Here is a 26,593-nt window from a genome sequence, read left to right on the forward strand (position 1 = left end):
TTCAATAAGTATTAAAGCTATAGCTTACTCAAGACTGTTTTAAAAATCACACTATAGAATTTAGCGATTGCAAACATCCACCAACTGCGACAATTTGCTAGAATAAAAAGTGCGCGATTGATATTCTTTTTGTAAAAAAATAAAGAATTACCACAATTGTCTTTATCAAAAAAACAAATTAATTGAGAGCTTAAGCAATGTAACTATTAAGAGCTACAGACTTTTTACCCTCAATATTAAACACCTTATTAACTTAATTGATAATGACTCCGACCGCCCTTAAAAATTATCTCGATAAACTTATTAGCAACCAACTCCAAATCAGTACGACCATCTGGGGGCCGCCAGGAATCGGTAAATCTAGCATTGTCGCCCAAGTCGCCCAACAGCAAAAAATCGACTTTGTAGACGTGCGTCTGTCCCAACTCGCTCCTACCGATTTGCGCGGTTTACCCGTTCCAGAAGGCGGAATTTCTAAATGGTATCCCCCCGAATTCTTGCCCCGTCAAGGGAAAGGCATTTTATTTTTAGACGAATTAAATATGGCCCCGCCCGCGATGCAAGGAATGGCACAGCAGCTTATTTTAGATCGGCGCGTCGGTAGCTACGAAGTGCCGGACGGCTGGTATATCTGGGCGGCTTGCAACCGCAAAGAAGACCGCGCCGCCGTCTTCGATATGCCCTCTCCCCTTGCCAATCGCTTTTTGCATCTCCACGTCGAACCCGACTTTGAAAGCTTCAAAATCTACGCCCTCAACCGAGGCTTGCACGAACAGGTTATCGCTTTCTTGTCCTTCCGTTCCTCGCTCCTACACAAACTCGATCCCCAGCAACCTGCGTGGCCCTCGCCCCGTTCTTGGGAGATGGCTTCCCAGTTGCATTTTGCGGGCATTGATATTGCTCCTGCCGTGGGCGATGGCGCGGCGGCGGAATTCGCGGCTTACCTCAAAGTTTACGAAAATCTACCCGATATTAATGCCATCCTCAACGGAGCCGGAAAAAATGTCGATTTTCCCCAAGAACCTTCCATTCGTTATGCCGTGACGATTGGTTTGGCAGTGCGCGCCGAAAATGCAACTCAAGGTTACAGCGCCTTCGCTTGGCTCGATCGCACCGCCACCCCAGAATGGGTACAATTGTTTGCAGTCGATCTCTTCCGTACTCTGCGCGCGCGCGGACAAATGGGCGCTCTAGCACAAATGGTTCAAAAAGACAAGCGCCTGCAAGATTTTCTCAAAGATTTTCAAGGATTGGTCTCTTTTTAATGGAAACCGCTCTCGACTTCAACCGCAGCATCACTGCATCCCTGCTACGATTGCGGGTGCGATCGCCGTTTTTCGCAACCCTCGCTTTATTTGCCCGCGTTCTGCCCTCAGCGACCCTATCCACCGCAGCAACCAACGGCAAAGATATATTTTTTAACCCCGAATTCTTAAGCAGTTTACCCCCCGCCCAACTCGATGGCGTTCTCTTGCATGAAGTCCTCCACGCCGCCTTGTTGCACGTCCTGCGAAGGGGGACAAGACAGCCCCAATTGTGGAACGTTGCCGCCGATATTGTTGTCAATGGAGCCATTTCCGAACAAAACTGCTTTCAACTGCCCGAAGGTGCAATTCGCGACCCAAAATTAGAGAAATTCAGCGTCGAAGAAATCTACGAATTGCTGTTAAAAAATCCCCCCAAAAATTGCACCTGCAACCTCGATTTACTCGAACCGTCTGGAGAGATGGGAGGAGATACCAAAGAAGGTATCGGAAACAGCGAATTAGAAGCGCATTGGAAAGCCGCCGTACAACAAGCGATCGCGATCGCCAGAACTGCTCAACAAGGCAGCATTCCCGCCTCCTTACAGCGCGAACTCGGCACGATAACCGAACCGCAACTCGACTGGCGCACCTATCTCTGGCGCTACCTCGTGCGCACCCCCAACGATTTTACCGGATTCGATCGCCGCTTCCTCGGTCGCGGTCTTTACTTAGAAACCCTAGAAGGTGAAACCGTCCAAGTCTTTGTCGGGGTTGATACCAGCGGTTCGATTAGCGAAACTGAAATGCGGCTGTTTTTAAGCGAAGTTAGCGGCATCCTCAGCGCCTATCCCCACCTCACCGGAGAATTGTACTACGTCGATGCCGAAGCTTACGGCCCCTACCCCCTCAACCCAAAAGGAGACATTCCCACCCCCGTAGGCGGCGGCGGGACTTCATTTATCCCCTTTTTCGATCGCGTCTTCCACACCGACGGTTGCGGTTGGGACGGACAATCTAACGGCGTTTGCGTCTATCTCACCGATGGCTACGGGGCATTTCCTAGCGCGCCGCCCCCCTTACCCGTGTTGTGGGTTATTACGCCGGGAGGGTTAGACTCGCAGGAGTTTCCATTTGGCGAAACCGTGCGACTTTCAAGTTTTTAACACCAATCCCCAGAGGGATAGTTAGGACAAATTTGGGTAGGGGCGAATGGCATTCGCCCGGTTTTCTACTCACGTTCAGCACCTCCTCAATCGATGCGAACCCGGAATCGCATAAATCCCGTTTGATTCGGCCCCGAATTGGGAATATTGCCCAACTTCGAGAACACCGCCCCATTCGGATTCGTCGTACCCGTCGGACAAGGCGGAATAATCGAATTCACCGGCGCGAGTGGCGAGAAAAACTGACCATTATCTCCATCCGCTGAATTTGTCTGTGAAGTTTCCGCTGTTCCTTGACGTAACAAAATACCGCTATCCCCACCAAAACTATTCGGAATAAACGTCGTCCGTTCCGGTACTAAATCGCAGACTCGCGCATTCGCCACCGGCTGATTTCCCGCAGCCAAATAGTAAACCGTATATTCGACCTCATCGCCACTTTGCAACCCTTGCACCTCCAGCAAACCAACCGGCTTCAGAGAAGTATTATTAAGCGTATTATCGTTAGCATCGCTCGGATCGTCGGTAAACGTAGTGAAATCAAGTCCGGCTATAGCCTGACCGTTGCGCGTCACATTCGTAATCCGCTTCACGAGGACAAAATTGCCACCCGTAGAGAGACTGCGCGGCGGAAGCTCAACTTGCGTAGAACGGGTGTAATTGTTGGGATTCAAACTGTTTCCGGGGGTCGTACTCAAATCGTCAACAGAATCATCAGCCACCCTTTCTTGGCTCTGTACGCCCGTTCCCGTTGCTTGCGCTCGGTTATTTAAGATCGCCCGAATCGACGTGGGGAAAACCTGGACGACGAAATTAATCTCCCGTCGTTGACCGATGGGTAACGTACTATTTGCCGCATCCAAAAGGTTGATGCTGCCGCTAGGACTGCCTGTAAACGTTGGATTAATTCTCAACGGATTTGACGTACTCGGCGTGCCGACTAAGGTAAATTGACCGCGTGCGGGCGTTCCCGCCGTATAAGTCAAACCGAAACCCAACGGATCTGCCGCCTCAAAATTCTCCGTAACTTGGACGTTGTTCAGGTCATCCGTTCCCGCATTTTCCACCACAATCGTATAAGGAACGTTATACCGACCGTCCCCTAAATCGACAATCGGGGGAGCGGTATCGGGCGCATCTTTAGAGGTTCCAATCCGAGGAATCGGCTGATTGAGCGGCAAAGCAACCCGCGTCGGAATATTGTTGTTGGTAGGGTCGCCATCGCCATCGGGATCGGGATTGGGATTATTAGGCGTTTGCCCGTTCGTCCCGTCGTTGGATAAGTCGCTAACTTCTTGACCGCCGCCGGTTCCCGTCCCCTTAACTTGGTTATCCAACAGGAAGGGGAAGTTCACCGGGTCGAGATTGACCTGCACGCCGACGGTTAGAATTTGGCTTTGACCAATCGCTAAGGTACTGCCTGCTGCATTGAGCAAACCCGTATTCGCGTCGCTACCCGTAAAGCTACCATTCGCGGTCAGCGGCGCTGAGGTCGAAGGAGGAGCAATAATCGTATACTGTCCGACTCCCGGCGCTCCCGGTACATACATCAAATCAAACTGAGAAGCGAAATCATCCGCGAGTTGAACGTTGGTTAAATCTACGTTGCCCGCATTGCGTACTGAGATGGCATACGTGATATTGAACAGACCGTCGTTAGGATCGGCTGGCGTTGCATCGATCGCATTTGTCGCACTCTTACCGACCCCAATCAGAGGTGTGGGAATGGGCGGCAAAAGCAGGGGCGTGGGACGAGTATCGTCGTTGGGGTTGCCGTTGCCATTCGTATCCGGATTGGTGCTACTGGGGTCGTTAGGATCGAAAGTAGAATCGTCCGTTACAGGCGTATTGGGATTATTGGGGTCGATCCCGCTGGCGCGAACTTGGTTGTTGAGCGTAACGGGAAGATTGGCTGGATGGACTCGGACAACAAAGTTAATCGTCTCGCTTTGCCCGATGTCTAAACTGCTTCCTGCTGGGTTGAGTAAGTTAATGCTACCGCTCGTGCTGCCGGTAAAAGTCCCATTGCCGCTTAAGGATCCCGTAGCGGTGGTGCTAATGACGGTATACTGACCGGAACCTGGATTTGCATTCGGCGTGTAGCCCAAACTCGACCAACCGGGATCGACTTGATTCGATGGCGGAATCGGACCGGCAAAGTTTTCTTCCACTTGGATGTTGGTTAATCTAGCACCGCCATAGTTCTGGACGCGAATGGTATAGGGAACTTCATAAATACCGTTTCCGATATCCCGAGCCAGCCCGACAACTTTCGCAACCCCCAGTTTCGGCAGGTCGGGCTGAGCAACGCCGGGAAGGGGTGCGGGTGTTGGGCCGGTATCGTCGTTCGATCTAGCATTGCCGTTTGCGTCGGGGTTCGCGCCATTCACCGATAAATCAGTGGTTGGCTGGCCGCTCGTCGCACCTGTGCCGCTGGCGGCGACTTGGTTATTGAGGTTGCCGGGAAGCAGGCTAGGATTGGGGCGGACTCGGGCGGTAAAGGTAATCGTGCCGCTGGCACCGACGGCTAAAGTATTTCCCCCTCCAAGCAGGTTGATACCGGGAGCAGCACCACTGCCGGTAAACCCACCGTTGGGTACTGTCAGAGAGCCGCCAACAGTCGGGGGAGTGACAATGGTGTACTGTCCTATCAGAGGGCTGGTACTATTTGTATAGGCGAGACTCGACCAAATTGGATCCGGAGCATTTGCCGGTTGAAGAATACCTGCAAAGTTTTCGACGACCTGAACGTTATTTAGGGCTTCGTTTCCTTCATTTTGGACGACGAGAGTGTAAGTAATGTCAAAAACTCCGGGTTGACCGGCGACAGGTTGAGGCGCACTACTCGCTTTAGCAACACCAATTTGCGGGATAGAACTGCCAGGGGGAATTGCGACTTGGGTAGGAGTATCGCCACCGGGAGCGCCTGGGTTGCCTGTAGGGGGATTAGGGCCATTATTGGATTTATCGGTGACGGTAATCGGCGAACCATTCGGCGGAGTATAAGCAGCGTTTGCCGTGACTTGGTTGTTCAAGAGTATTGGGGTATTACTCGGCGGACGAACCTCTACGGTCAGCGTTATTGTTTGAGTCTGATCGCGAGCTAGGGTGCTGTTCGCTGCGTTAAGAATATTGGTGTCGGTACTGCCGTTAAAGCCCGGATTTGGTGTTAAAGGTGCGGCGGCGGTGGGTCCGGCAGTAATGCGGTACTGCCCGGGCTGTAGCGGAGCCGTACCCAGGGCTAAACCAAATTGAGAAGCAAAGTTTTCCGTAACTTGAACGTTTGTAAGGTCTTTGTTACCCTGGTTTCTCACAGTTAGGGTGTAGGGAATTGTATAGATTCCAGAACCGGCGACTGTTTCGGTTACGGGACCTGCCTGTTTAGCGACACCGATGCAGGGGTTGGCGAAGTCGAGGTCGCCGATGCTGATACCTTGCTTTACTGTAGCCAATCCTGTACCAGTTGCTGGCGAGATAGCAGCATTGCGATAAATCAGTTGGATGCTACTCAGAGCATTAATTCCAAAGTCGGCAGTAATACTCCCTTCAGCAGTAGCATTACTTCCATCTTGGGCGAGTGCCTCACCAACACCCGTTGCGACGTTCCCTGCTGGGAAGTTGGGATTGATGACTACAGCACTCTCATTCCGAATTCGATCGGCTTGTAGTGGTAGTGTGCGGTAAGGGAAAGGGTTGGGAGGCTGATTAAAAATAGTAGGAGGATTGTAAGGTGGAGCGGGAATAGGGGGTGCATTAACTGTTCGATCGGGAGCGAGGGTTGGAATCACACTTCCACTATTTCCCGAAATTTCAACTTCATCGACCCAAAGGCGAGAGAGACTCGTAGCGGTGGTTTCGCCAGTTACTCTTGACTCTCTAGTATCAATATCGTGAACTCGGAGCTTGCCAAGGACAACGGGAGAGCTAAAGGTAATATTAAGAGTAGTCGTTCGATTGCGATTGCCGCCAGCCATTAGGAACAAAAGACTTTTTCCATCGGGGGCAGCGGTGGGGCCTATATTAGACTGTATACTTGGCGAAGTGGGGTCGAGATCGCTTCCGGAAAAGGTAAAAGTTACATCTTTTTGATTGCCGGGACATCCGATATTGCTAAACGTTTTGCTAGTGCTTCCCGTCGGCCAGGTTTCCTTATCCCAGTCGATAACTTGGGAAAAAACCGGATCGCTGAGGAATAAGGTTGCTAGGGCTGGGATTGCCCACAGTGCGTTTTTGGAGGTTGCAAGGGAAGATTTTTTTGTACCCATTTGATGTCGATCGCGCGGATTTAAGCGTTTTATCGGTTTCATACTATCGACCTCCTCCCATGCTGCTTGTACCGGGAAGGGCGCGCAGTTGAACCGCGATCGCGTCTTCAGAGGTTCCCCATTCTGGATGCGTTGCTGTCGCGCTTAGTTTATCGCCCGATCGCACCCCTTCCAAAACTATCCGAAATTGTCCCGTTTCATCGGCGGTTGTTTTCCCAATCGGCACGCTCATTACTCCTTCTCCCCCACTATTCTCACTAATTCGATACATTTCAATTTCTGCCCCCGGTTCTGCCCTCCCTAAAACGGTCGCTGTCCCGGAAGGCGTAAGATAAAATTCGCGACTGGCGAACTGCGGCGCATTAACCCCGTAGTTCGCAATTTGGCGGCGGCGTTCGCGCGTGAAGAATGAGTCGCCCGTATATCCAGCAACCAGTTGTCCGTACTGCCGAACGCGCTCTAAACCCAGCAGTGGGTTGCGTCCGTCGCCGCTTTGATAATCCTGTACGCCAGTTCTTTGTTGCGCTACGAGGTCGATATTTAATCCCTGAAGGTTGCTAAATTGGTTGTTGGTAATTTTGATGCGATCGCCGTCGGGAAATACAGCCACGGCAACTCCAGGCCCGGGTTGGGTGGAAATGCGGTTCCCCGTCACTTGATGTCTACTTCCCGTGAGGAAGATGGCGGCGCGTTTATAGCGCTGTCCGTTGTTGGTAATTTCGTTATTGCGAATTTCCACTGCCCCGTCGGGTTTAAAAACGTAAATTCCGCTACCGGCGTTGTTGCGAATGATATTGTCCGCGATCGCTGTCCCCCCTACAACCCCTTCGAGCCGAATCGCATCCGGCATTCCGCCAGAACCGTTATTTTCTAATACATTGCCCTGAATTTTTAAGTTATTCGCCCGAACGCTAGTTACGATCGCGCTGCCACTGTGATAAGCGATGCGGTTGCGCTGTATCGTTGCATCGATGCCATCAAAAACATAAACCCCAAAGGCGGAACGGACTTCCGAAGAGCCTAAATAATTATTTTCAATGACAACATTTTTCGGCGGAATGTCGTATTTTCCATCGTCGTCGAAGGGAAAGTCGCCTTCGGGAACGCCGCGCAGGATGCGAATTTCGGGCGGAGTTCGATGGGTAATAAAAATATCGCCGGGGGGCGTTTTTGCCGTGACGCGCCCGGGTGTAATTAAATCTTGGTAACTTTGGAGGAGTGGGTTAGAAGGATTGCTAAACCCATAAACACTTAAACCGCGCACGGTAGTGTTATCGGCGGCAATAATCAGTCCCCGCGCGATTTGTTTTCCGGGAGTGGGAGTTATAACGACGACGGGAACGGGAATTTCGCTGGATTCTAACTTTTCCTTGTCGTATCCTGCTTGCGAGGTTCCGTCGAGCAATACACCGGGCGTTGCGATCGCGGGAAGTTCTTCTTCTAACTCAATCTTCGTTTGTCCCGGCGGTAAGTTAAAGCTAATCCTGCTTCCGTTGGCTGGCGTGACGAGCGCTTGTTCGCTATTGCTCAACTCTTCTAGGGGCAGCGCGCCGTTGAGAATTGCGATCGCTTCGCGCAAAGTGAGTTCTTCATCCGCTGCGACGCGATCGCGATTGCTATTTACCCTCACTTCCAAGTTTCCCGGTTGCGCGACCGCATTCCCCGAAACTAATCCCCAAAACAGTATTGACAAAAACCAGGTTTTATAGTTTGTAATTCGTAATTCGTAATTCGTAATTCGGGATTGGTAATTATTCCTCATTTTTCCACTCCTGACGACCCAACAATTCCGGCGACTTCCAGCGGGCGAGCGCGATCGTTCAACCAACTCAACATAGCGCCCAAAGGTGTTTTTCGAGCCTGTATCGTATCGTTTTGCCCCTCGCTTTGGAACCAACGCTGCATTTGTCCCATTGCCGCACTGCGGGTTTTTGTTTCTTCTACCGCGACGGGTTGGACTTCCGATTGGCGCTGCTGCGGCGGAACCACTTCTTGTCGCCCAAATCCGCCAAACAGTTCGTTCACCTTCAGCGTTACGCCGAAGTAAATCCCATCTTTGGAACGGTAGCCGCTAAAATCGCGATCGTCCACGCTACCGAAGGCATAACCCACTCCAACGCGCAGATCCGGAATCGGATAAAAGCCCAATTCCGCCGCCCAGCCCAATTCCGTGAACCCAGCCGTCGGTTGACCGATCGCCCGCGCTTCGAGCGTTGCATCCCACTGATAAGCAAAGCGATAGGTGGCTCGCACCTGCCCCAAATGCAGGAAACTGGTATTACTAAAATTATTCGCTAAAAACGTCGTACTGTTCCGCAGCGCGTACTTGGCGTAAAATTCCCACTGCCAGTTCGGAGCGTAAATCGCTTCCATTGCTAACACATGATCCACCGTCGAACTGCCGCTAGTCACAAGCAGCGTTTCGGGAATATTGGTGGGGTTGCTGCGATATTCGTAGCGCAAGAGGGCATTAAAGCGATCGTCGTTGGGATCGCGGTAAGCTAAACCCAAGCGTAAGGTTGCTGTCGGCCCTAAATCCTGGAGGTAGGGTGTCGCCGAACTCGCTTGTTGGAAGCGCAACAACCCCGTTAATGCGGGCGAAATTTTTCCGGCCGCCGCCGCACTGATGACTGTATTGTTGCCGTAGGAACTGAAACGCTGCTCGAGGCGAGCGGAAGCTTTGAAATCCGGGCTGGCGGTATAGTCTAAGCCAACACTGTAGGAATCGCCGCTTGTCATTCCCAGAGAAGAGGCGCTTTGTCCGAAGGCGTAAGGCTGGACGAATCTCGATCCGGCGGCAGTATCGCCGGTAAATTCGCTGAAAATTCGCTCGTAAGCGACGCTGGCGCGCAATCCCGGTGCGAGCGTCATGCGATGATTGAAACCGATCGCGCCTTCGCCCATTACCCCATCAATCCCGCTGAGGATCGAATACCGACTCGTTACTGTCGTATCTTCCCCGAATTTGCGCTCGCTTTGGGTACTCAAACTGGTGAGGGAGCGATCGCCCAATAACCCGCCGCTGATAAACTGTTGGGCGAGGCGAATCGTCGTTCCGGGTTGCGGAACCCAATCGAGTCCGACGGTGGTACGGTTGGGATAAAGGGGATCGTTCCCGCTAATGTTGGTTTCGTTTTGAGCGCGGAACGCAAGGATAGAACTATCGCAATTGCCTTCCTCTATATCTTTTAGGGTCGGTGAGGTTTCCTCGCCAGATGACCACCGCTCTGTAGCGCATATAATCGGTACGTGCAGGTTAGTGACGATTTGGCTGCTGTTACTGTCGAAGGTACTCCCTGCATCGTCGGTTCGCAGGCGGCTGACGTATTCGACTCCTAAATCCGCCCGCCCGATTTTTTGCTGCACGCCAGCGCGGAGGGTTCGCAGTTCGTTATTCACGGGCGCACCGCGCGGCGCTTCCGCAGAAGGACTGAATAAGTCGTAGAGGGGATTAAACAAATCGAACTGTCCGGTTCGCACCAGCGACGAATACCCGAAGTTTTCCTCGAACTCGTAGCTACCGCGCACCGTCGTTGCTGGACTTAACTGCGCTGCGATTTCGCCGCCGTAGCGCGTTTGTCCGGGGGTATAGGAAATGGTGGCATTGTTAATAAAGTTGGCTTCGACGGAACGATAATAAGCCTTGGCGGTTATGTATTCGCTCAGATTGCCCTGGAATTCGAGTCTGTAAGCGCTGCCAGTACGATTAACAGTGGGGTTGAGGGTTTGGTCGTTGGCGAGGGCAAAGGTGCTATTTCCGCCTAACAGGGAGAGGTTATTCGCGTCGCTATGGGCGTATTCTCCAATAATACGGCCGCGATCGACGTTTGTTCCGGGAATCTTGCCCAACCCAACCAGGAAATCTGCACCGTAGAGGGTATATTCCTGGGCATTGAGATCTTCTTTATAGTAGGTTGCACCCAGCCAAGCTGGGGCTTCGGTATCGAAGGAGAAGTTATATTGGGCGCGTCCGCCGTAGATGAAGGTTTGTTCGCCGTTACCTTCGTATTGATAGGTGGCGACGATGCGGCGCGTTACGGCGAGTTGTCTGCCTTCGGTGGCTTCGATCCCGCTTTGGAACATGGGACGACGGAAGAGGATCGTACCGCGATCGTAGTCGATTTCGTAGTCGGGACCGCGATAGAGTTGTTTGCGATCGAGTACCGTACCGGGACGGTTGATTTCTTCGGTTTCTAGGAAGAGGGTTTCGCCGCCGGGAACGAGGTTGCGTCGGGAGAGGAAGTAATAACCGCTGGTTCCGTCTGGCGCGATCGTATCTCGCTGAAAGCCTTTGGCGTTGGGGCTGAATAAGGTACTCAGTTGCAGGTTCCCCAAGTTGTAATTACTCTTAAAGCCGTTTAATTCCCTTGTAATTCCGGTAAATTGCTGGGAAGCGCGAGCAAATTCTTGCGTGCGATAATCGCCCCACATAAAGTAGTCGCTCCCCGCCCCTTGCACCGGAGAAGTCCGCTCGATGCGGGCGTAGAAGCTGTTAATCGAAGGGGTGGTGTAATCGACGGTGGAACTGTCCCCATAAACGGGGTATTGCTGTTCGCAAAATTGCGGCCCCCGGAAAAGGCGCGTAATCCCGTCGCAGGTTTGGTTGAGGGGGCGCTCGCTATTCACTGCGCCGGTAAAAAGCCATTCTCCTAGAGAACCCGTGGCGAACATCGCACCGCTGAGATCGGCGCGATAGCCTTCTTCCATCAGATCGGGGTTGAGGAAGAGGCTGCGACTGCCCCAATAATTCGTTCCTGCCGATCCAATGCGGAAATCGACATAACCGGAGACGAGGGAGGGGCGCAGGTTGGTGATGAATTCGACGTTCGCGTAAGTTTCGAGGTCGGCTTCGCTTTGTCCTCTTTGTAGGGTAAAGTCGGTGCGGTTGCCGAGCTTGTAAAGGGCTGCCCGAACTTTAACTCTTTGCGCTTCTAAGCTGGATTTGAGTTGGGCGCGAAATCGACCATCTGTGACGAGAGTCTGAAAACCCGGTTCGTCTTCGTCGTAGTCGGGGCCGAGGAATTCCCCGGCGCTGGTGCTGAGGGTGACGATCGCGTCGGAGCTCAAGAGCGCGCCGTCTTCATCGGTTATCGTTCCTTCTAACTCAATCGTCGAGCGTCCGTCGGCGGGAATCTGCGGATTGCCGAGGGGAACGAGTTCGACTTTAACGAGCGATTCTTCTACTCGGAGTTTGACGATTTCTGGCGCGCCGCCGTTTGCCGAGACGCTAATTTCGTTGTCGCCCCTTTTAAGCGGAAGGCTATAAAACACCTGCGTTGTGGTGTTGTTTTCTCCGGCTTCCGTCGTAGTCGCTGTTTCCGAAGAAAGTTCGTTACCGTTGATGCGAACTGCGATCGCGCTGCCGGTGGCATACTGAATAATCAGGTTCGTGCTGCGTTCTTTGCTCGTTCCCGTTTCCGGCGCTAAAATCCGCAGGGGTTGCTGGATACTGGCGGGCGTTGCGGGGATCGCCGGACTGGGTAGCGGTTCTGGGGGTATTGCCGGTAGGGGAAAGGATGGCTCGTTCTGAGCGGTTTCCGCAGGTGGGGAAACTTGCGATGGAGTGCCTTGTACTAGAACTTCGGGCTGTGTTTCCGCAGGTGGGGAAACTTGCAATGGCGTGCTTTGTGCTAACACTTCCGGTTGCATTTCCGCAGGTCGGGAAACTTGCAATGGCGTGCTTTGTGCTAACACTTTGGGCTGCGTTTCAGCGGGTTCTAACTCAACATTCAATAAATCGCTTGCTTCAGGGAGCGATTCGTCACTCAACGTTTCTTCAGCACTATTCGCTTCACTTTTAACAGCGAACAGCAAGACAGAACTCACTAATAAAACCGAAAGCATTCCTCGATGGCGATGTACCCTCCAAAAATATTGAAGGTCGTGCAGCAGTTTACCGTTCATTATTCAACCTCCGACAAAGATGCCCGCGATGCCGCAGGACGAGAGCGACCGTCGCTAACGGTTCGGACAAGCCCAAACCCGCGACAGCCATAGCGATTTCGCCCGACCCGAAGGCTAGGCTTAAATAGGAAAAAGATCTCGCGTTGCAGCGAAGTGGGAAAAATATCGGACATATGCGGTAAAGCGCTCCTGGTTTGCAATCGAAATCGGGGCTAGTCCCGAGGGGTAGATATTCAGCGATCGCTCGATCTAATTTCAGAATCTTTGGTAATCTTCAATTTTGCTCCTGTCCTTCGCCGGAAGCTGGCGTGACCGCAAAATTCATGCGGACTAATCCGCCCGGTTCTAAACGCACTAAGCGCGATTGACTATTGCGTTCGATAAAGTAGAGGTTGGGGGCTAAGGTATATCCCGGCAAGCTGGTTAAATCTAATGTTCCGGTCTGCGGTCCGGCGACAACATTTGCCATTGAGAATAAGCCGTTAGCATCCGTTGTAATCCGGTTGCCGTCTTGCAAGAAAATAACGGCATTGGGAACGCCCGACTCTCCCGGTTGTTGTTCGCCATCGAAGTTTTTATCGACAAAAACGCGACCGATAATTGTGCCGCAATCGGACAAAATACCGGGTCGAATTCTTAACAGAAATGTTGCAATATTGCTGCGACGTTCTTGGGCGGTATTTCTCCCCGTTCCCCGCACGGCATCGGGGGTAATTTCCGCAGCATAGATAATGTTTAAAGTTTGACCGGCATCTAAACGCGGATAAATAAATGTAACCGTTCTTCCGGATAGGGTTGCTGGCGTTAAGGTAATGGCATTGGTTCCCGATCGCGTGGAGAGCGAGCCTTGGAGGGAGCGGGGAATGTAGTTGACTCCGAGCGGCGCTGCGTCGGTAATTACAATTTGGCTGGCAGGCCCGGTTCCGGCATTCCTTAGCGCGAGGCGATAAACCACGGTATCGCCCGGTTCGGCAGCGGCGCGATCGGCTGTTTTAATCAGTTCTAAGCGCGCTTGGTCGGCGAAGACTCGAACGGTATTCGACCCGATTGGAGCCGGTAAATTGTCTCCCGATGCCGAGGCGGTATTGTTAATTGCATCTTGCGCCAGAACTGGCGCGCCATTAGATATTAAAAAATTGGATATAAAAACACTCAGGAGAAGGAGGGGTAGATTCAGCAGGCCCACCCGCCGTCGGAAAATCATCATGACAACGGATATAAATTATTAATTAAGTTTTACTTCGATCGCAGAATAACATCTGTCTGTCCGATTGTCGATTGAATTTTGCATAATTTTGCGTTAATTTTTTTGAGGAAAATCAACCTCGATTTAATTCGAGCCATAAAAAACTCTCCGATCTCGCTAAAATTGCAACATCGGAACGCATCAATAACGGGCAATTAACAATACAATTGCCCGTTGAAAATCGCATCGTTTTAGATGGAGGTCAGCTACGAGTTAGGGGATCGAGGTTAAAAATCGAGCCTGTAACTTGCCTTTAGTTTGCACCTTCGACTTCTGCAACCATTAACAAGGTTTTTAAGACCGAATCGGGGTTGAGACTGATTGAGTCAATGCCGAGTTCGACCAAGAATTGGGCAAATTCGGGGTAGTCGCTAGGAGCTTGACCGCAAATGCCGATCTTACGACCTTTTTCTTTTGCCGTCGCGATCGCCATTTTCACCATCCGCTTCACGCCTTCGTTGCGTTCGTCGAAAAGATGGGCTACCAATGAAGAGTCGCGATCGAGACCTAACGTTAGTTGCGTCAAGTCGTTCGAGCCGATAGAAAATCCATCAAACACTTCGCTAAACTCGTCTGCAAGAATGACGTTGCTGGGCAGTTCGCACATCACGTACACTTGCAAGCCATTCTTTCCCCGTTCCAATCCGTGTTTCGCCATTTCAGCTAGCACGCGCCGTCCTTCTTCCGGAGTCCGGCAGAACGGAATCATGGGAATAACATTGGCTAGCCCCATTTCGTCGCGCACCCGTTTGAGAGCTTGACATTCTAGGGCATAAGCTTGACTGTACTGAGGATCGTAGTATCGAGATGCACCGCGCCACCCAATCATGGGGTTTTCTTCTTTAGGTTCAAACTGACGACCCCCGAGAAGATTAGCATACTCGTTCGATTTAAAATCGGACATCCGCACGACTACGGGTTTTGGATAAAAAGCTGCGGCGATTGTACCGATTCCCCGAGCTAGTAAATCTACAAAAAATGGGGGTTTATCGGAGTATCGCTTGGTAAGTTCCGCAATTTCCGCTTTTGCTCCCTCATCTTCCAATTCGTCGAAGTGAATTAGGGCTAAGGGATGCGCCTTAATATGATTGGCGATGATAAATTCCAAGCGCGCCAGCCCCACGCCATCGGCGGGCAAGCTAGCTAAGGAGAAGGCTTGCTCGGGGTTGCCGACGTTCATTAAGATTTTGGTGCGAGTGGTCGGCAGGTTATCGAGTTGCGTTTCTTTAATCTCGTAGCGCAATAAACCTTCATAAACATGACCTTCGTCGCCTTCCGAGCAAACAATGGTTACATCTTGCCCGTTTTGAACCGCATCGGTGGCATCGCCGCAACCGACGATCGCGGGAATCCCCATTTCGCGCGCAATAATCGCGGCATGGCAATTACAAACCACCACGGGCGTATATTTGCTCGTAAACACCACGTAGTTGTGGAAATCGGCGACGGTGATGTTATAAACATCATTTTCTTCCGCCGGGAGCGTCGGAATAATCCGCTGCATTCGCCAATCCCCTGCCAGCAAGGCCTCGAATGCGCCCGTCGCTCGCAATTGTTGTTCGGAAACGAGCAAGTTCCGCTCTTGGCGCGCCTTCAAATCGCCGACAACGCACGCGCGATCGCCTAATATCTGTTTGGCAGAGAAGAAACGGGTTTGAATCGTTCGGGGACTGACTTGACTTTTAACTCGTTTGGTGTATTGTAAAATTTCAGCTAATTTTTCGACAATCTGAACGTTGTAAATCGTCCGATTGCGCGTCACTTGCGGCACAGTACCAATCTTCAGACAAGCCACGACTATAGCTTGCAGGAGGCGTTCGTCAGAAATATAAAGGTTGATGCGGTTCTTCGACCAACTGCCATCGCCATCGATCGCGCCTGCTAAGAAAGCATAGCAAACCTCCGGGCTGCTTTCGAGCAGGAAGGCAACGATATTTTCCTCGCGCTCCCAAACATCATTAGCAACGTGCTTGGAGTAGAGGCGATAGGCGGTTGCTTGTCCCGCCACGACTTCGCCGCGAATCATACCGGCAGAAACGGGTTTGAGGACGGGTTTAAACGCTTTACCGTACAGCGCGACAACGCTTTCATTCATCGCTGCGATGAACGCTTGTTTTTCAGGTACGTCCTTCTGGATAAATTGAACTTCGCCGTGGGTGCGAGTGCGATACACCGAACCATCGGTCATCATACCGCCGAGGAAGTAAGCTTGCTGTTGTCGCGGGTTATCTTCGCTGGGGTTCAAAGCCGGAATTTGTTGGGCAACGAGCGCCATTTCTCGGGCGGCTAACATCTCTTGAATTTCCGTTTTGACATACTCGCCGTCGCGCAGATTAACCATTTTGTGATCCGGCGTAAGGCGCAGAGTGTTATCGAGAACTCGTCCGGTTTGCGAAACACTCGTTCCAATGAGACGCGATCGCCGTTTCATCGCATCGATAATCGGTTTCCATTCGATTTTATGCGTATCCCGATTTAACGAAAGCGTTAATAAGCCTTCATAGCCATTTTCGTAAATCTCTTGCAAACGCTTGAAACCGAATTGAGTCAAAATTTGGGTGTCGCCGTGGAAACAAGTCCGCCCTCCTTGATTGGTGACAATTGCGCTCGCTTTCTTCATAATCGGTTCCCAATCGGGATCCGTGCGGTTGGTGACTAAAACTTCCCCTTCTTCAAAAGCATTGATACTGCTGACATTCAGGATGACGCGCGCTTTCCCTTGTCCGCACGCCGTACCGACGCTACGCCCTTTCGCCAGAATCTTGCTATGTTCTTGCAGTTCGTAGGCTTTAATAACGTTCGCTGATTTCTGGGATTGAACGGTTTCCGGACGCGCTTGGACGATGAAAAGTTCGCCGGTAATCCCGTCTTTCGCCCATTCAATATCCATCGGCGTAGGGGTTCCGCGCACGCTGCTGTAATGATTTTCGATCTCCACTGCCCAGCGCGCGAGTTGCAGGATATCGTCATCTTCGAGGCAGAATTTATCGCGATCGGATTCTGGAACTTCGACGTTTTTCGTCAGTTTGGAGCCGCCGATCGCGTAGACCATTTTAATGGCTTTAGTCCCCAAACGTTTATCGAGAATGGGCTTAAATCCTTCTAAAAGTGTGGGTTTAAAAACGAGATATTCGTCTGGGTTAACTGCTCCTTGAACGACGTTTTCTCCTAAACCGTAGGCGGCGGTAATCAGTGCGGCGTTACGAAATCCGGTTTCGGTGTCGATGGAAAACATTACGCCGGAGGAGGCGAGATCGGAGCGTACCATCTTTTGCACGGCGGCAGAAAGGGCGATGCTAAAGTGGTCGAAGTTGTTGTTTTCGCGGTAGGAAATGGCGCGATCGGTGAAGAGGGAGGAGAAGCAGCGATGGCAGGCTCGAACGACTCCTTTTGCACCGTGGACGTTAAGATAGGTTTCTTGCTGTCCGGCGAAACTTGCTTCGGGTAAGTCTTCGGCGGTGGCGCTAGAACGGACGGCGACATCGGTTTCTTCGCCGTACATTTGGCAAAGTTTGGCGTAGGCGGTTTCGATCGCATCTTTTAAGTCTTGAGGAAAGGGTGCATTCCGAAGCAGCGATCGCGCTTTTTTACCCCGCTTCTGCAAGTTTTCAAGATTGTTCGCGTCTAAATCGGCAAAGAGTTTCTCTAACTGTTCTTTTAATCCATTCGCCTCAATAAAATGGCGGTAAGCGTAAGCGGTTACGGCAAATCCATTGGGGACGTTAATTCCTTTGGGTTGAAGTTGTTGAATCATTTCGCCGAGCGAGGCATTTTTTCCGCCGACTAAACCGACATCGGCGATTCCAACTTCTTTAAACCAGAGGACGAAGGATTGTTCTTTGGAAGTGTTTGAAGTTTGTTCGACAGAGAGTGTCACCATAAAGTTGACCCCCGATAGTTCGTTTGGATTTTGATAGACACGCGATCGATAATCCACCGCATCTTTAACGCAGTTTCGAGCTTTCCGTAGGTTTGGCCCGACGCGATGGAAATAGCCGACGTTTCGCTGATTTTCGCGATCGCGATTGAGTATTTATACTCTCTAGTTTAATTTGCTTTTTTTGAAAGTGGCGGTTTTGTTATGTTTTTGTAAAAAATTTTCTTAAAACTTTACCAACCTCTAATCCATTTGAGAATGTAATGTTTAAACTTACATTTTGTTGGAGGGAGAATGTTTTATTCACAATCAAAAATCAAGGGGCGATGGGAGTTGATGAGAAGGGTACGGTTTTGGTGTTAGCAGGGCAAATGGGTTGGTTATTCTGAAGAGAAGGAAGGGAGAGTTCAACCGAACCGACATCGGCATAACATAGAACTGAAAAAAGTTTGTTCGGTTGGGGAGCGTTACTCGTAAAAACACCTGCTGCATAACTGGTTGTAGGAACTGACTGCGGCGGTAAACACGCACCTAAAAAACAATGGGCAACTCCTTCTCGCGTTGCAGAGTGGGGGATAACGCGAATAAAAGCGGCTGTTTTTGTCGCTGTTAGGAGATAGCGACAGCGATTGTTTGTTTCGGAAATTCCGAGTCCGAGTTGGGATAGCGCGATCGCAAATTTTCTGTTTTTTAACCAATAAGCTTGTTGAGCGCGCGTAATGGCACCAGCATTCTGCCTGCATTCGGAACCTCTCAGCTTTATGCGTTGGCTGCATCCGGTAAGGGCAACGATGGCAATTGCCCCAACACTCCAAGGGAAAACCGATACTTTTACGTTTTTGCTTGCTTTCATCTTCGTGGATTGTATCTCTGTTGAATTAGGGATGAATCTATTAGCTATCGAGTCGCGATCGGGCGAACAACTCTTGCCTCAAGCCAACTGTGGAAAACTTCTCAATTTCTGTGGAAAATTTCTGCTTTTTGTGGAAAACGAGCCTATATCTTGGGAATTTTGAGGTTAAAAACTGAGGCGATCGGATTGATAATCGGGCGGTTCGACGTGAATGGAAATACGCGCTGGGCTGTAGAATTTCAGGAGTTGCTCTTCAACCGCTTCGGTGATTTGGTGGGCGGTTTCCACGTCCTCAGCATCGACAATCAGGTGCATTTCAATAAAAACTTGTCGTCCTAACAAACCGCGCGAGGCGATATCGTGACAGTTGAGTACGCCAGGGACGGACATGACGGTTTCAGAAATCGATTCGGGCGCGATCGCGACTTTATCGACTAACCAAGGAATATTATCTTGCAGGACTTCCCAACCGCTATGAAATACGAGTAAAGCGACGGGAATGGCTAAAATCGTGTCGAGCCATTGCATTTGAGGTAGGTTCCAAAGACGACCTAGCCACAGTCCGACTAAGCCTCCGAGAACCATAATCGTAACCCAAATATCGCTTGTTGTATGCTTGGCATCGGCGATTAAAATGGGGCTTTCTAACTGCCGACCGACTTGGCGTTCGTAAAGGGCGACAAAGATGTTGATGGCTAAAACAAGGAGCAAAATTGTGAGTTCCCAACCCGAGATCGTGGCGGGTTTTCCGCCATGCAGAATTCGCTCGCTCGCCCCTTTGAGAATTTCAAAACAAGTAATCCCTAAAAAAACCGCGATTCCGAGCGCTCCGAGGGCTTCAAATTTCTGATGACCGTAAGGATGCTCGCGATCGGGTTCTGGAGAAGAGAAGCGGTTTGCTATCAGACCCAAAATATTGTTGGCGCTATCGGTCGTGCTGTGTAAAGCGTCAGCTTGCAGGCTTAAGGAACCCGTTAAAAACCCAACTCCTGCTTTCAGTACCATGACCAGGAGATTGAGGATTAGCGTCAGGATTAATACCTGTCGAACTTTGGCGCGACGGTCGGTCAACATGAATTTAAGATAAAATTAATAAGGGAAAACTTATAATCGATAAGGGTATAATATCCATTTTTTGATATGGCAAAATTATACCACTTTTCTTGATTCTCTACGTTCTTAATTGAAAGTTTTTAAAAGTCAATAAGATTTTATTGGATTGGCTTCTTAATTGATATAAATTCTCGAAAAGATCGAAGCGACGGTCGAGAAAATCCGGGCGTGCAGTGCTTTTTGGGGATGGTTGCGTCCTTTCTCTCGAGTACGATAGGAACTGGGTTGGAGAGAAAGAGCGATCGCGGACGAGGAAAGCTTCTTGCAAGTTTTACCTCGTCCCTTCCCGATTGTCCCAAACTCCTTGCGCTCACTGTCATCGAGTTGCCCTAGAAAGCGATCGCTTCTCTCGGCTTCGTGTAAAGTTTTGTTGCAAGATTTGACGCTTACGGATGTGCGGATTCTGGGACAGGTCATAATACTGATGCCGAGGGAGGACTTAAATGGAGTCGCCCGAGTCTTTGCATTAGTAGAATTTGGTTGGAGTTGAACAAAAGAGGTCAACTCGAGGCTATACTTTGTTTCAGCGATTTTGTAAAAAAGGACGATAATCTATGGCTATCAAACGCGGCTCTAAAGTCAAAGTCTTGCGTAAGGAGTCTTACTGGTTTCAAGATGTTGGAACCGTTGCATCTGTCGATCAAAGCGGCATTATTTATCCGGTAATCGTGCGCTTTGACAAAGTGAATTATACGGGCATTAATACCAACAACTTTAAGGAAGATGAACTACAAGTTGTTGGTTCGGCTCCTGCGAAATCGGGTGGAAAGACGACAGGAACGCCAACCGAAGCAGCAGCGCGTCGCACGGGCGAAGCAGCAACTAGCCCGGGTGCTAAAAAGGGTGCAGCCGCTGAAGCAGCAGGCGGCACGACGGGCGTTGAAGGCGCTCCCAACCAAGGCACGGAGCCTCGTTAGAGTTTAAATTAGAATTCGGTTGCCTCTCGTAATTCCTCTGGGGTTATGAGAGGCTTTTTTATTCGGAAGGCGTGGAATTAGCACGCTCTTTATTAAGGATACAGAAAGGATGCTTAGAGGCGACCAAATCTACGTTTACCGGGAATTTTTCAATCTAGAGGGGCTTTACGAACATCACGGGATTGACTGCGGCGACGGAACCGTGATTCATTACAGTAAAATAGCAGACCCGCCTGAGATTCGCCGCACGTCCATCGAAGCCTTTTCGCGCGATCGCCCCGTTTACGTGCGCGAGTACCAAAAAAGTTTTATCCCCGATGTCGTCCTGGAACGCGCTGAAAGTCGTTTGGGCGAACGGAAGTACAATTTACTGTTCAACAACTGCGAACATTTCGCAACGTGGTGTAAAGTTGGATTTTCGCAGAGTTCTCAAATCCGAGATTTTGTCCCCGCGATCGATTTGATTAATGCCGAGGAGTGGTACGAACCGATTCGCGAAGCAATACGGGAGACAGATCCGCAAAACGCTCGACGCTTGTTAAACGATGCGCTAGCCGAGATTAAAGTCGTTTGGGACGATATTCAGCCGCGTTACAAGCGAATGCAGGAAGAAATTAAAACTTGGCAGCAAGTCGCAGTTAAGGCGCTCGAACAAGATCGAGAGGATTTGGCGCGGGCGGCGCTGACGCGGAAAAAAGGCTACGAAAAAGAGGCGAAGGAATTGGAGGCGCAGTTGCAGCAGTTAGCGACAATGACGGAAAATTTATTGAAGAATAGCCGCCAGAAGCCGAGTTTATAGAATCCTCTGTGAGGGATTAAGGCTTACAGGAGGATTTAAGCGCGATCGCAATTCAGTTCTTTAAAATTCCCAGGAACAAAAAACGGTACTATAGGGATTCGTCGTTCAAAGAGCAATCGATGACTGGAGAGGAATTGCATCAACTACTGCTCGACAAATGGGGATGCTCCTACGATGTCCAACTGCGGAGAGTGAGGGGTAAAATCTACGCCCAAGTCATGTGGAAGTACCTCGAACAAGCGTCGTTTCCCCTAAGCGCAGAAGAATACATGGAAAACCTCAACGCTGTCTCCCAGTATCTCAACGCCTGGGGCAGCGACAGCCAAGTTCGCGCCTATATCGCTCAAACTCGAGAACGTCCGCGCCTGGGTAAAGCGGTTAGCATTCCCCTCGATCTCGGAGAACGTGCTTCGGAATGGATTCTTGATGAATTCTGAGGGATTTTGCTGCAATTTAATATTATTTCCGAGGGCGCTAGGGCGATAACCGCTCTCGCAGCCAGCTTCCATCTTCCTGACAACGATAGCGCAAACGGTCGTGGAGGCGATTGGGGCGACCTTGCCAAAATTCGATCGCGCTGGGAATAACGCGATAGCCTCCCCAATGCGGCGGACGGGGAATTTTACCCTCACCATACTGCTCCCGGAAGTGTTCGAGACGCTCTTCTAGCAATTCTCTGTCAGGAATTACTTCGCTTTGCTCGGAAGTCCAAGCACCGAGTTGGGAAGCGCGCGGGCGATTTTGGAAATATTCGTCGGATTCGGTTTCAGATATTTTTTCGATGCGTCCTTCAATGCGAACGCTGCGTTCGAGTTCTGCCCACCAAAAAGTGAGTGCCGCTTGGGGATTGGCGGCGAGTTGTTTGCCTTTATCGCTTTCGTAGTTCGTGAAAAAGGTAAATCCCCGCTCGTCAAAGGCTTTGAGCAAAACCATGCGCGCTGAGGGCATACCGTTCGCTGTTGCTGTCGCTAGTACCATTGCATTCGGTTCGGTTAACTGGGCTGACATTGCTTGCTCGAACCAGATTTTAAACTGCTCGATTGGGTTTTCGGCGCTATCGGCTTCGCTCAGTCCGGCTTTGCTGTAGTCTTGGCGTAAATCGGCGATAGAAATAGTCATGGTTTAGTAGAGTTGGCAGTTCAGAAGGCGCGATCGCGCGCGGTTGAGATTAGGGGTAAGTATATTTTACAGCGTTCGCTTTTCCGGTAAGACGTTCCGCGCGATCGCTAGCTGGGCGAAAATAACCGAACGAAATAATCTGTAGAAACGTGGTACACAACGTCTCTACGGGCAATCTATTCTTTCTTGTTTGGAGTACCATTGATTCACTGTTCGCCGATCGCTGATAACGATTTGCTGATATGACTGCCTTAGCACAAGAAGCGATCGCGGTTCTCCTTGACCTCGCCCAACGCGGCGAAATCGATCCTTGGGATGTCCAAGTGATTGAAGTCATCGATCGCTACCTCAGTAAAATTGGCTTGCCGCAAAACGCGGAAGCGACAGCATCGCCTGCCCATCTGCCCGAATCCGGTCAAGCTTTTTTGTGGGCTTCGATGTTGGTATTGCTCAAAGCAAACACGCTGGAACGGTCGATAGAGGAGGAGGAAGCGGTTGAGGACGAAGATTTTGACTTTGAAGTCGTAGAAGGGGCGGGACGTGCTTTACCGGCTCGTTTAGAGCATCATATTCGCCGTCGTGCCAGCGCCCCACCGCCCCGCCGCCGTCGCGTGACGCTGGCGGAGTTAATCGAGCAGATTCAGCAGATGGCGGCAGTTTTGGAGACTAGCCCGCCGCGATCGCGTCCAGAACGCAGTCTTAGTATTCCCCGCGTCGAAGCTGCCCGCGCGATCGCGCAACTCGCCCACGATGAAAATCTCACTGAAGTCGCCCAGCAACTCGATCGCTTCCTGGCGGTGCAACTCCCCCAACTCATCCCCGATTTTGCCAGCATCGGTCTCGACGATTTGCTCGGGTGGTGGGTGCAAGCAAACCGCCCCAGCGAGGAATCCCGCGCCAAACATCCGAATAGCGATCGTGTCGGCGTATTCTGGGCGCTCTTACTCTTGTCCGCTCAATCTAAAGTCGAACTGCATCAAGAAGAGTTTTATCAAGACCTACAAATTCGACGTATTGAGCCATGAGTTATCGATCGACGGTCTCGATAATTAAGTTTCAGGCTTCGTTAAGCTCACGTAGATTCGATTGCATCAAAATTTTACACAGAAGTAGAATTCATTCTGCTCTTTATGTAGGCCACTTCATTTGAAGCACATATGGGCGCAACAGTAACGCTCGCCCCCAAAAACACTGAAGGCGTTGTGAATGAGGTAGTGGGAGCAAAGCTGAGACTTGTGAGTTATTCCACGCATCTACTAATTGAGCCAAAGTTTCTTGAACCGTTTCAGTCGTCTTTACTGGATCGGCACCAGCACGCTTCGCAAGTAATTTAAATCTTCCTAACTCTAGAGCAAACCAGTTTTTTGTACCTGCCAGTTTAAGAGCTAACTCAGAGGTAAGATCTGGCCATGCAATTGTGCAAACTTGATCGTACATTGGTGCAAGGCTTGGGTTCCGACCATCCCAATAGACAAAAGACCAGTTTTTGAGATGAGCGTCTGCATTTCCCGAAGCAATTGTAAATACTAGCCGACGGATAAACTCAAAATAGGCATCATCCCCGACCAACATTTTGACTAAAGCTGCACACTGCTCGTACTTAATGTGGTCATATTTGAGTTTCGGTAATTTGCTAGTAACTTGGGCAAAGTCTTCTTGATGAATGCGGAGTCCTGCTTGCCTGTCGTACCGACGAATCACAAAGACTCGATCCCCAAAGTCAGTATACTTCCTCAGAGAACCGCTAACTGTTTCGGTATTTTGTATGTGACACTCAGGCACATCAAACCCAGCAGACATTGCCCACTGCATAATGGCATATTCATTCTCGACAGTAAATGGAAAGCGTGCAGATCCTAGTTTGACAATCCATTCACCATCTTGATTGCTTGCAGGCAGTGTTATCCTGTCTGGATCGCGTAAAACAGAGAATTTCATTTGGACACCAGCTAATGAAAATCGAAGTCCAGGTTCCTTGTTTTTCAGAACATCTTCACGATCTGCTACATATGCAGAGACTTCTAAGTCTTCTTGAACTGGTAAATCATCTCCATCTACACGAACGATCTCCACTGCACCAGGCAAGTCACGTCCAACAGCCTCCAATAAAGCCAGATCGTCGCCCGGACTAACTCCTAGATTATTTTCGATAAGCTCCCGTAATGCACCAGGCTCCGGAATTAAATTAGCAAAAAATGAAGGCAGTAAGCGATCCTTGCCATAGTAAGTGCGGGAAAGATCGTCCTCGAAAAACTGGCTTAGTACGGGGCGATCTGACATTGACAAATAGGATTCAGTGAAGCGAAATGCGATCTGCCCTCTTGTCGTCTGACTCAGATAGCCAATTATTTTTCCATGAAGACCGACTCCTAAAGTAATGGTCACTCCTCTTCTCCTGTTTGTTGCAAGATATAGCTAATGCTTGGTCGATCGTTTTCACCCCAAGCTGCCAAGCGCGAACTAAAAAAATCAACTGTATCTGTAAGTATCTTGCTTCTGCGTGATAAAAATTGCTCGAATTTATCATTGATGAGAAGATTTGCTGCTTCTCGATCGATGCAATGCGATTTAAGTATTTTCAAATCTAATTCTTTCTTACGCATCAGTTCAACAAGCTGTTTTCGGACTCCTCCGGAGATAGGAGGTAAGAGAATACGGTTTGATGGACTATGAGTTGTTTCAGTAGCAAATGAGATGATTTTTTGGAAGGCGTTGAGATCGTATTCCTCAATTAGGTTGGCAATATCAATCAGTTTTCCATTTTCAGGGTTAAGTGGATGCAGTGAGCTTAAAGCTACAAGAACAATACGACTATCGGCTGCACGCGCGTCAAATTTTTGTGGCAACGTGAAACTTACTCGTTTTGTGCGAGGGAGCTCGTTTAACAGCTTTTGCATAGTTCGTTCTGGCTTATTCCCCTCCTTAATAGCATCTAGGCTATGACGAAGTAAGGTTCTCTCATCAACTGACTTTATTTCCAATAAAGTTCGCCACGTCCACCGAACAAGTAAGTTTATTGTTCTACTATTGGGTTCTGGATAAAGACCAAAGAACCTTGTAAGAACAAAAAATGGAAGTGAACGTGGTAGTAGTCTAAGATGAGGAATTTCGGCGTGTGTTTTGAGGAAAATGAGGACTTGCCTAAGTGCGGGTAAGGCATCACTGACTGCATCACGAAGGATCTCAGTATCTCGACGATAATGCTCTGAAATACTTCGGGTAGCATCTAAACCTTTAAAAGCAATAATGGCAGAAAGCAGTTGATCTTCTGAAGGCCGACCAATACCAAGAGCCTTCAATTCATCGGCTAAACCGCTAAGGGTAGATGGTTCATCCGACTTTCGCCCAAAAAGTGCATCATGGATGTCCTCCCATTTCATCTTTTTGCCTGAATCATTGATTCGGTAAAAGATATCTCGAAGAAGCTCCTCGTCTCCTGTTTCAACAACATAAAGTGGAATTTCGTACTGACGAATTCGCGTTCCAGCCTCGAAAACAGACTTTCGTAGATTTAGATCTTTGCCGCGATCCCAATTAAAAACCCACTCGCTTAGGGCTGACGCATCTAATAACTGTGTAACAGGTATCCATGTTGAGGGAAAAACACCACTTTTGGGTGGAACCTGAAATTTTTGTTCTTTCGCATCAAAGTAGAGAACCCAAGCATCATCGGGAGTTGTTGGCATCTCTTCATTCCGCGCCAAGCCAGCCGTAAGGGCGGTCAATCGTTGCTGTCCATCGACAACCCACAATGCTGAATTTGACTCTGGTGCATCAACTTTAACAGGGCCATATTTTATTACAGAAGCGGGAGCATACGCTCGCCTCATTAAAAAAGAGCCAACAGGATAACCCTGATAAATGCTGTCAAAAAACAATTTCACATCCTCTGATTCCCATCGAAGTGGACGCTGAAAATCAGGAACTCGTATTAAGCCACGCTTAACTTGACGAATTAATCCCTCAACTGTAAGAGTTTCTGCTTGGAGGTGAAGCCTACTTTTTGCCGATCCAGTCATGATTTTTCATAAAGACCTCAATTAAGCTAAGACGCATCTAAATTGGGTATCCTCGATCTCCCCGTCCCCCC

The 26,593-nt window shown here is 50.0% G+C and carries 18 protein-coding genes; 6 read left to right on the top strand and 12 right to left on the bottom strand.

Going from position 1 to position 26,593, the window contains the following annotated elements; genetic code table 11:
* Positions 1–263: 263 nt before the first annotated feature.
* Entirely contained in the window at positions 264–1,265 is a 1,002-nt protein-coding gene (locus H6G50_RS05500; RefSeq protein WP_190714028.1) for a MoxR family ATPase, read from the top strand.
* A complete protein-coding gene (locus H6G50_RS05505; RefSeq protein ID WP_190714030.1) occupies positions 1,265–2,410 on the top strand; it encodes a VWA-like domain-containing protein in 1,146 nt (381 codons plus the stop codon). The genes H6G50_RS05500 and H6G50_RS05505 overlap by 1 nt, the downstream gene beginning before the upstream one ends.
* 86 nt (positions 2,411–2,496) lie before the next feature.
* Here the strand turns inward: H6G50_RS05505 and H6G50_RS05510 are convergent, their stop codons facing one another.
* The 9 genes from H6G50_RS05510 to H6G50_RS05550 form a co-directional block, all read right to left on the bottom strand.
* Positions 2,497–6,717, bottom strand: coding sequence for a DUF11 domain-containing protein (locus H6G50_RS05510; RefSeq protein ID WP_190714031.1), 4,221 nt, complete (start codon positions 6,715–6,717; stop codon positions 2,497–2,499).
* Between the two features lies 1 nt (position 6,718).
* A complete protein-coding gene (locus H6G50_RS05515) occupies positions 6,719–8,368 on the bottom strand; it encodes a right-handed parallel beta-helix repeat-containing protein (protein ID WP_190714033.1) in 1,650 nt (549 codons plus the stop codon).
* A gap of 65 nt (positions 8,369–8,433) precedes the next feature.
* On the bottom strand, positions 8,434–12,579 hold the full coding sequence (locus H6G50_RS05520; protein WP_190714035.1) for a hypothetical protein: 4,146 nt from the start codon (positions 12,577–12,579) through the stop codon (positions 8,434–8,436).
* On the bottom strand, positions 12,579–12,752 hold the full coding sequence (locus tag H6G50_RS05525) for a hypothetical protein (RefSeq protein WP_190714037.1): 174 nt from the start codon (positions 12,750–12,752) through the stop codon (positions 12,579–12,581). The genes H6G50_RS05520 and H6G50_RS05525 overlap by 1 nt, the downstream gene beginning before the upstream one ends.
* A 101-nt stretch (positions 12,753–12,853) precedes the next feature.
* Positions 12,854–13,786, bottom strand: coding sequence for a DUF11 domain-containing protein (locus H6G50_RS05530; protein ID WP_199302716.1), 933 nt, complete (start codon positions 13,784–13,786; stop codon positions 12,854–12,856).
* 292 nt (positions 13,787–14,078) lie between these two features.
* Positions 14,079–17,705: a phosphoenolpyruvate synthase gene (gene ppsA / locus H6G50_RS24050; RefSeq protein WP_190714039.1), complete on the bottom strand. Its 3,627-nt coding sequence runs from the start codon at positions 17,703–17,705 to the stop codon at positions 14,079–14,081.
* 313 nt (positions 17,706–18,018) lie between these two features.
* Positions 18,019–18,555, bottom strand: coding sequence for a type IV pilin-like G/H family protein (locus tag H6G50_RS05540; protein ID WP_190714041.1), 537 nt, complete (start codon positions 18,553–18,555; stop codon positions 18,019–18,021).
* 165 nt (positions 18,556–18,720) lie between these two features.
* Positions 18,721–19,629, bottom strand: coding sequence for a cation diffusion facilitator family transporter (locus tag H6G50_RS05545; RefSeq protein ID WP_190714043.1), 909 nt, complete (start codon positions 19,627–19,629; stop codon positions 18,721–18,723).
* A 153-nt stretch (positions 19,630–19,782) separates the two neighbouring features.
* A complete protein-coding gene (locus H6G50_RS05550) occupies positions 19,783–20,085 on the bottom strand; it encodes a hypothetical protein (RefSeq protein ID WP_190714045.1) in 303 nt (100 codons plus the stop codon).
* 137 nt (positions 20,086–20,222) lie between these two features.
* Between H6G50_RS05550 and H6G50_RS05555 the strand changes: the two genes are divergently transcribed.
* From H6G50_RS05555 to H6G50_RS05565, 3 genes are all read left to right on the top strand, one after another.
* A complete protein-coding gene (locus tag H6G50_RS05555) occupies positions 20,223–20,585 on the top strand; it encodes a photosystem I reaction center subunit IV (protein WP_190714047.1) in 363 nt (120 codons plus the stop codon).
* A gap of 109 nt (positions 20,586–20,694) precedes the next feature.
* Positions 20,695–21,384, top strand: a complete 690-nt coding sequence (locus H6G50_RS05560; protein ID WP_190714049.1) for a lecithin retinol acyltransferase family protein — start codon at positions 20,695–20,697, stop codon at positions 21,382–21,384.
* Positions 21,385–21,503: 119 nt separating this feature from the next.
* A complete protein-coding gene (locus H6G50_RS05565; RefSeq protein WP_190714051.1) occupies positions 21,504–21,821 on the top strand; it encodes a DUF3067 family protein in 318 nt (105 codons plus the stop codon).
* Between the two features lie 37 nt (positions 21,822–21,858).
* Here H6G50_RS05565 and pdxH read toward each other — a convergent pair whose 3' ends face one another.
* Positions 21,859–22,503, bottom strand: coding sequence for a pyridoxamine 5'-phosphate oxidase (gene pdxH, locus H6G50_RS05570; RefSeq protein WP_190714053.1), 645 nt, complete (start codon positions 22,501–22,503; stop codon positions 21,859–21,861).
* Between the two features lie 242 nt (positions 22,504–22,745).
* Between pdxH and H6G50_RS05575 the strand changes: the two genes are divergently transcribed.
* Complete coding sequence (locus H6G50_RS05575) at positions 22,746–23,528, top strand: segregation/condensation protein A (RefSeq protein WP_190714056.1); 783 nt, start codon at positions 22,746–22,748, stop codon at positions 23,526–23,528.
* 103 nt (positions 23,529–23,631) lie between these two features.
* Here the strand turns inward: H6G50_RS05575 and H6G50_RS05580 are convergent, their stop codons facing one another.
* Both H6G50_RS05580 and H6G50_RS05585 read right to left on the bottom strand, forming a co-directional pair.
* Positions 23,632–24,888 carry a HipA domain-containing protein gene (locus tag H6G50_RS05580; protein WP_190714058.1) on the bottom strand — a complete coding sequence of 419 codons (1,257 nt, stop codon included), beginning with the start codon at positions 24,886–24,888 and terminating at the stop codon, positions 23,632–23,634.
* Positions 24,885–26,522, bottom strand: a complete 1,638-nt coding sequence (locus H6G50_RS05585; protein ID WP_190714060.1) for a DUF262 domain-containing protein — start codon at positions 26,520–26,522, stop codon at positions 24,885–24,887. The genes H6G50_RS05580 and H6G50_RS05585 overlap by 4 nt, the downstream gene beginning before the upstream one ends.
* Positions 26,523–26,593 lie beyond the last annotated feature (71 nt).

The sequence above is a fragment of the Oscillatoria sp. FACHB-1406 genome (genome assembly GCF_014698145.1).
Classification (GTDB): Bacteria; Cyanobacteriota; Cyanobacteriia; order Cyanobacteriales; family Spirulinaceae; genus FACHB-1406.